The sequence below is a fragment of the Pseudomonas sp. genome (genome assembly GCF_030690725.1).
In the GTDB taxonomy this organism is placed as follows: Bacteria; Pseudomonadota; Gammaproteobacteria; order Pseudomonadales; family Pseudomonadaceae; genus Aquipseudomonas.
In genome coordinates, this window is sequence record NZ_JAUYGD010000005.1 from 24,012 (window position 1) to 32,697 (window position 8,686).

Genomic DNA, 8,686 nt, shown 5'->3' on the forward strand with positions numbered 1-8,686 from the left:
TCTAACAAGCGCCCGGCGACGGTAGTTTGACACTGAACCCACTGGCCGATAAATGACGTTAACAAAACGTACGTTTTGCCGTACGCTATGCGCAACGACATAGGAGGCCGAGCCCCATGCAAACCCTAACCGCAAGCGAAGCACGCACAAACCTGTACCGGCTGATGGATCAATCTGCCGAATCGCACCAGCCCATCCTCATTTCAGGTAAGCGCACCAACTCTGTTCTGGTGTCGGCCGAAGATTGGGACGCGATTCAAGAGACTCTGTATCTGCTGTCAGTTCCTGGCATGCGCGAGTCGATCAAAGAAGGCATGGCCGAGCCGGTCGAGGAATGCGCTAAGGAACTGGATTGGTGAATTGGCAGCTCGTCTACACAAAGCAAGCTCAGAAAGATGCACAGAAACTGGCAGCGGCTGGCTTAAAGGACAAAGCTAAAGCCCTGCTGGCAGTCGTACAGGAAAACCCGTTTCAGAACCCTCCTCCCTATGAAAAGCTGGTCGGGGATCTCGCCGGGGCCTACTCACGCCGCATCAACATTCAGCATCGGCTGGTCTATATGGTGCTGCAGGATGAACAGGTGGTGAAGGTTCTACGGCTCTGGTCGCACTACGACTGATAAAGGTTTTCGACACTCTATCGACACCACCAAACGCCAGAAAGCAAAAAGCCCCGACAACTTGTTAGTCATCAGGGCCTTAGCTGAATCAATATGGCGGTGAAGGAGAGATTCGAACTCTCGATACGATTTCTCGTATACACACTTTCCAGGCGTGCTCCTTAAGCCACTCGGACACTTCACCGGGGCTCGACCGGCATTGCTGTCTGTCGAGGCGCGCTAATCTAGCCGAACAGCCTTGCAAAGGCAAAAGCTTTTTTCAAAAGATTCATGCGCTTATGCCAGATGCAGGGATCAGTCGTGAGGTTTGCCGGCCTTGCTCGAATCGCCGCTAGGTTAATAGAACAAAGCCCTGGGAAATAAACCGGCTTACGGCAACAAGCGCAGCAATCGCTGACCAGCCAGTCAGCCATCGTGCTTTACCTGACCGGTGCGGATGAGTAACGTCTGCTGCACTTCAGTACAAGGAACCCGACCATGAGCGACCTGATCAGTTACCAACTCGACGATGGCATTGCCACCCTGACCCTGTGTAATGGCAAGGTGAATGCCATCTCCCCGGATGTGATCACTGCCTTCAACGCAGCTCTGGATCGCGCCGTGCAGGACAAGGCCATCGTGACCATCACCGGCCAGCCGGGCATTCTTTCGGGTGGCTACGACCTCAAGGTGATGACCTCCGGCCCACAGAATGCCATCGACCTGGTGGCTTCCGGCTCCACCCTGGCGCGCCGCATGCTCGCTCACCCCTTCCCGATCATCGTCGCCTGCCCGGGCCATGCGGTGGCCAAGGGTGCATTTATCCTGCTCTCGTCCGACTACCGCATCGGCGTCGAAGGCCCGTTCAGCATCGGCCTCAACGAAGTACAGATCGGCATGACCATGCACCACGCCGGCATCGAACTGGCCCGTGACCGCCTGCGCAAATCGGCCTTCCACCGCTCGGTGATCAACGGCGAGATGTTCGATCCGCAAGGCGCGGTGGATGCAGGCTTCCTCGACAAGGTGGTGCCGGCCGAGCAACTGCACGCCACTGCCCTGGCAGTTGCCCAGCAGATGAAGAAGATCAACATGACCGCGCACAAAAACACCAAGCTGAAAGTACGCAAGGCGCTGCTCGAAGCCCTCGACCTGGCGGTTGAGCTGGACAAGAAGCACATGGTGTAAGCAGACCACGCAACCCGCAAAGCCCGGCCCATGTGCCGGGCTTTTGCATTCAATGGCAAAACAGTGGCGAGCCCGCAAGCAATCTGGCCAGGCTGTATTACTTTTAACAGGTAAGGCCAAGGAGCAGAGGCGCCCAACGATCTATTCGAAATTGCCGCCGGGAGCGTGTTATGAAGATTGCCCACAAGGTTGGTCTGGCCGCGGCCATCGTGCTGTTCCTTACCACCAGCCTGCTGTCACTGGCGCAAGTCAGCCAAGTTCGCGAAACCCTGCATAACCAGGTAGCGGCGAGCATCGAAGAATCGAGCAACGCACTAGCACGGCAGATCGAGAACTGGCTTAACGCCAAACTCAAGCTGATGGATCTGATGTCGCAGAGCATCGACAGCAACTACAGCCCCGAAGAAACCCAGCGCATCGTCAACAGCCCCATGCTGAAAAACGAGTTCATCCTGGTGTTCGGCACCCTGCAAAACGATGGCAAGCCGATCAAGAACACCGATGAGTGGCAGCCAAAACCGGATTGGGACGGCCGTCAGCGCCCCTGGTACACCACGGGTAAAGCCGGCAGCCAGGCGGTACTCACCGAACCCTATGTGGATTCCACCACCGGCGAAATCCTGATTTCCGCCGTTACCCGCATCACCAATGCTGGCGAATTTCTCGGCGTGCTGGGTGGCGACATTCGCCTGAAAACCGTAGCCGACGCGGTTAACACCCTGGACTTCAACGGCGCCGGCTACGCCTTTCTGCTCACGCGCAACGGCAATATCATTTCCCACCCCAACACCGAGCTGAACGGCAAAAGCTACAGCGAACTATTCGACGGCCAGAGCCCAGCCCTGAATAAGGAGCTGCAGGAAACCAGCGGCGGCGACAAGGACCTACTGGTGTCTTTCACCCCACTGCCCAATCTCAAAGGCATGGACTGGTATATCGGCGTGGTGCTCGACAAGAGCATCGTTATGGCCGAAGCCAACGCCTTAAGCTGGCGTGCGGTGATCGGCACCGTGCTGGGAGTAATCATCAGCCTGATCGTGCTGGGGGTGCTGATGAACAGCCTGCTCAAGCCCCTCGACCACCTGCATAACTCCCTGCACGAGGTGAACAGCGGGGAAGGCGATCTGACCCGCCGCTTGCCTGCCGCTGGCAACGATGAAATCGCCCTGGTTTCCAGGGAATTCAACAGCTTCCTGCAAAGCCTGCAGAGTTTGATCAGCGAGGTGATGGGTAGCTCCAGGCTGGTGCGCGAAAGCACTACCCTGACTTCCAGCGAAGCCAACCAGGCCGCCAATCGTTTGCAGCAACAGCTGCAGGAACTCGATCAGCTGGCCACCGCCATGCAGGAAATGGCCTCCACCGCCGAGGAAGTGGCGCGCAACGCACAGGCTGCGGCGCAGGCAGCGCTGGCGGCCAATCAGGAGACTGAAAATGGCGTGCGCGTGGTCTCGCGCTCCACCGAGGCGATCAAGCACCTGGCCGAGGAAATGGACGAAACCAGCCATGCGATCAACGAGCTGGCCAAACTCAGCCACAACATCGAGTCAATCCTCTCGGTGATCACCAGCATTGCCGATCAGACCAACCTGCTCGCCCTCAACGCCGCCATCGAAGCCGCGCGCGCCGGGGAGTCCGGCCGCGGTTTTGCCGTGGTTGCCGACGAAGTGCGCTCACTGGCCTCGCGCACCCAGCAGTCGACCCAGGAAATTCGTCAGATGATCGACCAGCTGCAATCCGGGGTGAAACAGGCCGAGTCGCGCATGCAGCAGAGCCGCGATACCGCCAGCAAGACCGCCGAAGAAGCCGGCGCAGCCAACGACATGCTTGGCCGCATCAGCGATGCCATCACCCGGATCAACGACATGAACCTGCAAATCGCCACCGCCGCCGAGCAGCAGAGCGCCACCACCGAGGAGATCAACCGTAACACCACCAATATCCGCGACATCAGCCATGAGGTGGCCGCCGGCGCCGAGGAACAGGTGCGCCAGTGCGCCGTGATGGTCGAACAGGTCGGCCAGCAAGATCATCTGCTCGGGCGCTTCAAGGTCTGAGCTCCCATACATCTGGCTGCACCTACGCGTGCAGCCTGCGCCAACCGATAAGGAGATTGGGCATGCGCATACTCGTAACGTGGCTACTGTGCCTGGCCATGCATGGCATCGCCCAGGCGCAAACGCCCATCAGTGTTACGGTGCTGTGTGACGCCAGTTATCCGCCCTACAGCTACGCCGAAAACGGCGAAGCCAAAGGCCTGTACAGCGAGATCCTGCGTGCGGCCTTCGCGCACATGCCGGGTTATCACGTGAGTATCCGCCCTGTGCCCTGGCCACGCGGGTTGGCGGCACTGGAAAAAGGCACAGCCTTTGCCCTGTTCCCGCCCTACCATCGCCCGGTGGAACGCCCGTGGATGGATTACTCACGGCCGATTCTGGAAGAAAGCGTGGTGGCCTTCGTGCGTTCCGAGCTGGCTCAGCAACGCGCTATCGAGGATTTCCCGGCCGCCTATGCGGGCCTGCGCATCGGTCTCAACCGCGGCTTCAACATCATCGCCGCGCCGAGTTACAAGACCATGCTCGCGGCTGGCGAGGTCAAACAGAGCTACGCCACGGACAACCGCACCAACCTGCTGCAACTCAGACGCAAGCGTATCGATGTGTTTATCAATGATCGCCTGTCGATCCTCTGGGAGCTGCAGCAGATGCGTAACGAAGGCCTGTTTGCCAGCAGTGGGCTGAGCTGGCTGACTGAGGGGCCGAAGCTGTCCAGCGAGCACGGTCATCTGGGCTATACCCGCATCAATGAACAGGCCTACCCCTACAAACAGGACTTTATGCAACAGCTGGATCAGACCCTGCTAGCCCTTGAGCAGGATGGCAGCATCGCCCGCCTGGCCCAGCGCTACAGCTCGATTGACCTGCTGCCTGCCACCGATAGCGACTCTGGCGAGGACGCAACAAGCGGTAACGACCTCTGATCAGCATCAATTGCCGAAAGCAGTGCACGCCCGTACACTGCGCGCCTTTTTCCTATGACGGGCGTACCAAATGCTTTTTCTTCTGCGCATGCTGGCGATGGGCGTGCACTTTATCCTCGCTGGCATCCTCGGTCTGCTGCTTGGCATCTGCCGCCCGTTTAACCCTGATAACAGCAGGCTCTGTGCGCGCCTCTACAGCATCCCCGCGCAGTGGCTGTTGCGCTGGAAGCTGAAGACCGACGTCCAGCCGCTGCTGGAAAAGCCGCATGCGTGCGTGATCATCGCCAACCACCAGTCCAACTATGACCTCTACGTGCTCGGCCGCGTGGTGCCCAAGCGCACCGTGAGCATCGGCAAGAAGAGCCTGAAATGGGTGCCATTCTTCGGCCAGCTGTACTGGCTGGCCGGCAACGTGCTGCTCGACCGTGGCAATGCGATTCGCGCCAAGCAGGCCATGCTCACCACCACCGACACCCTCAAGCATAAAGACACCTCGATCTGGGTGTTCCCTGAAGGTACGCGCAACCTCGGCAAGGGTCTGCTGCCCTTCAAGAAAGGCGCGTTCCAGATGGCGATTGCCGCCGGCGTGCCGATCATCCCTGTGTGTGTCAGCACCTACGTCAACCATATCCAGCTCAACCGCTGGAACAGCGGCGAGATCATGATCCGCTCGCTGCCGGCCATCCCCACCGCAGGCCTGAGCCAGGATGACCTGCCGCAGCTGATTGAAACCTGTCGCACGCAGATGCAGCAATGCATCGATGCCATGGATCAACAGCTCAGCCAAAGCGCCTGACACAACCCGCAACGCCCCCCCAAAGCCCAGCCACGTACTGGGCTTTTTATTTCCTGATGTATCCCGCGCAGCAACCGTTCAATCACACCAGCGGCGAGCAAGCCGCTAAGCTGCGTGCTGAGGTCACCGATAATAAGGAAACACCATGGGTCGCGTTGTTGCCGCCGCCGTTTATAGCAACGGCAAGAAAGTCACCAATATCAGCCTCGACGAAGGCAAGCCATGGTCGAAGAAACCGGGGCATTTCGTCTGGATCGGCCTGCATGATCCCTGCTCCGAGGAGCTGATCAGCCTGCAACAACAATTCGACCTGCATGAACTGGCGCTGGAGGATGCCCTGCAGCGGCACACCCGGCCCAAGCTGGAAACCTTCGGCGATGCGCTGTTTCTGGTGCTGTACTCGCCCATTCTGGTCAACGACGAGCTGACCTTTGTCGAAACCCAGCTGTTCGCCGGCAGCGGTTACATCATCAGCGCCCGTTACGGCGAATCCGCGCCCTACTCCCAGGTGCGCCAACGCTGCGAGGCGCGCCCGCTGCTGCTTGAACACGGCGAAGATTTCGTGCTCTACGCCCTGCTCAGCTTCGTGATCGAGAACTACCGCCCGTTGATGGACAACTACCACGTCGAGCTTGAGGAAGTGGAACAGCACGTGCTGAAAAACCCACTGAGTCAGGCCGATGTCGAGCGCATCCAGGGCCTGCGCCGCGACCTGCTGCGATTGCGCCGCTATATCGGGCCGCTGGCAGAAATCTGCAAAGAGCTGCAACGCCTCGAGTTCCCGTTCATCGACAAGAACATGCGCCCCTACTTCCGCGACGTGGCGATTCACGTCAACCGCCTGCTGGAGGACCTCACCGGCCTACGCGAGATGGCCGACCACGCCATCGAGATTGGTCTGCTGCTGGAGTCCTCACGACAAAGCGTCACCCAGCGCAAGTTCGCCGCCTGGGCGGCGATTCTGGCCTTTCCCACGGCGGTGGCGGGAATCTACGGGATGAATTTTCAGAACATGCCAGAGCTTGCCTGGCAGTACGGCTACTTCGGCGTGCTCGGCTTGATCACCACCGGCTGCGTCGGGCTCTACGCCAGCTTCAAGCGTTCCGGCTGGCTATAGCGTCGCGTAGCGGCGGCCCACAGGGTGGCGGCCCTGGATGGCACGCCATAAAAAAGCCCGGTCACTGACCGGGCTTTTTCGTGCAACTGCGAGTTACTCAGCCAGACCAGCACGGCCCTGGGCGACAAAGCGCATCATCCACTCAGCCACGGTGTGGCCCTGATGATCGTGCTGCAAGCTGTCGACGCCCTTGGAGTAAGCAGGCTCACCGATATGCTTCTGGCGCAGATCGAGCAGCGCGCGCGAGTAGTCATGCACGAACTCGGGGTGACCCTGGAAGCACAGCACCTGATCACCGATGCAGTAGGAAGCAATCGGACAGAACTCGCTGCTGGCCAACAATGTGGCGTTTTCCGGCAGTTGGGTGACCTGATCCTGGTGACTGATCAGCAGGGTCAGGTCTTCCAGATCGGGGCTCATCCAGGTCGGCTTGCTCGCCATGCGGTACTGATGGATACCCACACCCCAGCCCTGTACCGCACGCTCGGCTTTACCGCCCAGCAGCAGCGCCAGCAGCTGGTGGCCGAAACACACACCCAGTAGCTTGTCGCCCCGGTTGTAGCGCTCCAGCAGGTAGGTTTTCAGCGTCTGAATCCAGGCGTCGCTTCCGAAGGAATCTGCCTTGCTGCCCGTCACCAGATAGGCATCGTAGCGCTCGCTGTCCGGCGGGTAATGCCCCTCCATCACGTTGTACACCTTGAACTCGGCAGCAATCGGCTGGCGGGCGAACAACTGCTCGAACATACGGCCATAACTGTCGTATTGGTCGACCAATTCAGGGCGAAGAACATCGGTTTCCAGGATGCAGATCTGCAGCGGCATATGGGCGGTTACCTAGGGCGCAGGAGGGTTGTTTTTCCAGCGCGCAAGCGTGCCTGCTGACAGGCTGCAAGGCAATAGCTACGGGCTAAACCCGACCAATTACCCGGGGCCCATCAGCGCCCTCGATAGTCACCATAAGCACCATTCACTTCTGTCGATAGCGGCACGCGCAGATGATTTGCGCCATCGGGCACTGCGCCCCACTAACCAGAGGACATCACCATGACCAGTTTTTCCGCCATCGCCAGCCTGCTTGCCGCATCAGCCTTTACCAGCAACCACAGCGCGAGCAGCCAACGCCAAGCCGAGAAAGTGCAAGCCGCACAACTCAAGGCTGACCAGAACGCCGGTAAATAACTCCACCCCGTAAGCAGGAGAACGCCATGAGCATCGCCCAATCACTGAGCAACCAGAACGTCTATGGCGTGACCTACGCCACTGTCGACGACAGTGGCATCCACTTCGAGTCCGAGCTGGCCATCCAGCTCAGCGATGGGACGCTGACCACCCTGCGCATGCCCACTCACCTGAGCGAGCGTCAGGCTATCCAGCAGCTGGTCTGCCGCCGTCAGGCCTGCTGACCGCTACTGCGCTGGCATCGGGCAGCTGAGGTCGCCTTCTTCACAGACGGCCAGCTGCTCCAGCTCCTTGGCCCGCGCGGCAGTCTTTTGCGTCAGGCAACCATCTAGCACCATCGGATAGGCCGAGCCGCCCTCCACCGACGCTGACTCAAACGCGCAGGCCAGGTCGCGGAATTTGATCCAGGCCAGCTGGACGTCTTTGAGTTGCTGCTTCTGCCCATCATCCAGACGCTTGCGATAATCGCCATAGAGCTGATTCAGGCGTTTGTCCTGTGCGGCGTAGTCCGCCGCCGCGCACTGGTTAAGAGTGAGTTGATCCATGGCATTGGCGCAGTCATCCGCCCACACCGGCGCGGCCAATAACCCCAGGCTGATTGCCAGCGCACTGCTTATCCCGATTTTCATAACACCTCCTTGCGCCACACCCGCGTGGCTGTTGCAGCAGTCTAGTGTCATGCCCATAAAAAAGGCTATGTCCCAATCGCGTGTTGCATGGTGCGTCCAACCGCCTCCTGGATACAGTGAGCTGGCTGAATACGCTGTTGATAGCGCTCAAGCATGCGGCGCCAGCCCAGATAGTTCGGGAGGTAGCGGGTGGCGACACCGT

The 8,686-nt window shown here is 59.5% G+C and carries 11 protein-coding genes, 1 tRNA gene and 2 pseudogenes; 10 read left to right on the top strand and 4 right to left on the bottom strand.

The genetic code is table 11. The features are described 5' to 3' along the window. The first annotated feature begins 116 nt into the window (after positions 1-116). Together Q8O69_RS01520 and Q8O69_RS01525 are read left to right on the top strand one after the other, a co-directional pair. On the top strand, positions 117-359 hold the full coding sequence (locus tag Q8O69_RS01520; protein ID WP_090505392.1) for a type II toxin-antitoxin system Phd/YefM family antitoxin: 243 nt from the start codon (positions 117-119) through the stop codon (positions 357-359). Beyond that, the gene (locus Q8O69_RS01525) at positions 356-619 is read left to right on the top strand and encodes a Txe/YoeB family addiction module toxin (RefSeq protein WP_305589145.1); all 264 of its coding nucleotides are present in this window, start codon (positions 356-358) and stop codon (positions 617-619) included. The genes Q8O69_RS01520 and Q8O69_RS01525 overlap by 4 nt, the downstream gene beginning before the upstream one ends. Before the next feature lie 94 nt (positions 620-713). Here the strand turns inward: Q8O69_RS01525 and Q8O69_RS01530 are convergent. Continuing rightward, positions 714-803: transfer RNA gene (locus tag Q8O69_RS01530), tRNA-Ser, on the bottom strand. Positions 804-1,096: 293 nt separating this feature from the next. Here Q8O69_RS01530 and Q8O69_RS01535 point away from each other — a divergent pair. From Q8O69_RS01535 to Q8O69_RS01555, 6 genes and pseudogenes are all read left to right on the top strand, one after another. Next, positions 1,097-1,786, top strand: a complete 690-nt coding sequence (locus tag Q8O69_RS01535) for a crotonase/enoyl-CoA hydratase family protein (protein WP_305589147.1) — start codon at positions 1,097-1,099, stop codon at positions 1,784-1,786. A 170-nt stretch (positions 1,787-1,956) separates the two neighbouring features. Further along, a pseudogene (locus Q8O69_RS22010) lies at positions 1,957-2,982 on the top strand (cache domain-containing protein); the annotation flags it as partial. Positions 2,983-3,012: 30 nt separating this feature from the next. After that, the gene (locus tag Q8O69_RS22015) at positions 3,013-3,840 is read left to right on the top strand and encodes a methyl-accepting chemotaxis protein (protein ID WP_371136031.1); all 828 of its coding nucleotides are present in this window, start codon (positions 3,013-3,015) and stop codon (positions 3,838-3,840) included. 62 nt (positions 3,841-3,902) lie between these two features. Next, positions 3,903-4,763, top strand: coding sequence for an ABC transporter substrate-binding protein (locus Q8O69_RS01545; protein ID WP_305589150.1), 861 nt, complete (start codon positions 3,903-3,905; stop codon positions 4,761-4,763). A gap of 70 nt (positions 4,764-4,833) precedes the next feature. Continuing rightward, positions 4,834-5,559, top strand: a complete 726-nt coding sequence (locus Q8O69_RS01550) for a 1-acylglycerol-3-phosphate O-acyltransferase (RefSeq protein ID WP_305589151.1) — start codon at positions 4,834-4,836, stop codon at positions 5,557-5,559. Positions 5,560-5,704: 145 nt separating this feature from the next. Then, complete coding sequence (locus Q8O69_RS01555) at positions 5,705-6,676, top strand: magnesium and cobalt transport protein CorA (RefSeq protein WP_305589152.1); 972 nt, start codon at positions 5,705-5,707, stop codon at positions 6,674-6,676. Between the two features lie 93 nt (positions 6,677-6,769). Here Q8O69_RS01555 and Q8O69_RS01560 read toward each other — a convergent pair whose 3' ends face one another. Continuing rightward, positions 6,770-7,498, bottom strand: a complete 729-nt coding sequence (locus Q8O69_RS01560; RefSeq protein WP_305589153.1) for an amidotransferase — start codon at positions 7,496-7,498, stop codon at positions 6,770-6,772. Positions 7,499-7,720: 222 nt separating this feature from the next. Between Q8O69_RS01560 and Q8O69_RS01565 the strand changes: the two genes are divergently transcribed. Together Q8O69_RS01565 and ptrC are read left to right on the top strand one after the other, a co-directional pair. Then, positions 7,721-7,855, top strand: a complete 135-nt coding sequence (locus tag Q8O69_RS01565; protein WP_305589155.1) for a hypothetical protein — start codon at positions 7,721-7,723, stop codon at positions 7,853-7,855. Positions 7,856-7,881: 26 nt separating this feature from the next. Continuing rightward, positions 7,882-8,079, top strand: a complete 198-nt coding sequence (gene ptrC / locus Q8O69_RS01570; RefSeq protein ID WP_305589156.1) for a type III secretion system co-regulatory protein PtrC — start codon at positions 7,882-7,884, stop codon at positions 8,077-8,079. 3 nt (positions 8,080-8,082) lie between these two features. Here the strand turns inward: ptrC and Q8O69_RS01575 are convergent, their stop codons facing one another. Together Q8O69_RS01575 and Q8O69_RS01580 are read right to left on the bottom strand one after the other, a co-directional pair. Beyond that, positions 8,083-8,484, bottom strand: a complete 402-nt coding sequence (locus Q8O69_RS01575) for a lysozyme inhibitor LprI family protein (protein WP_305589157.1) — start codon at positions 8,482-8,484, stop codon at positions 8,083-8,085. A 65-nt stretch (positions 8,485-8,549) separates the two neighbouring features. Further along, a pseudogene (locus Q8O69_RS01580) lies at positions 8,550-8,686 on the bottom strand (IS1595 family transposase); the annotation flags it as partial.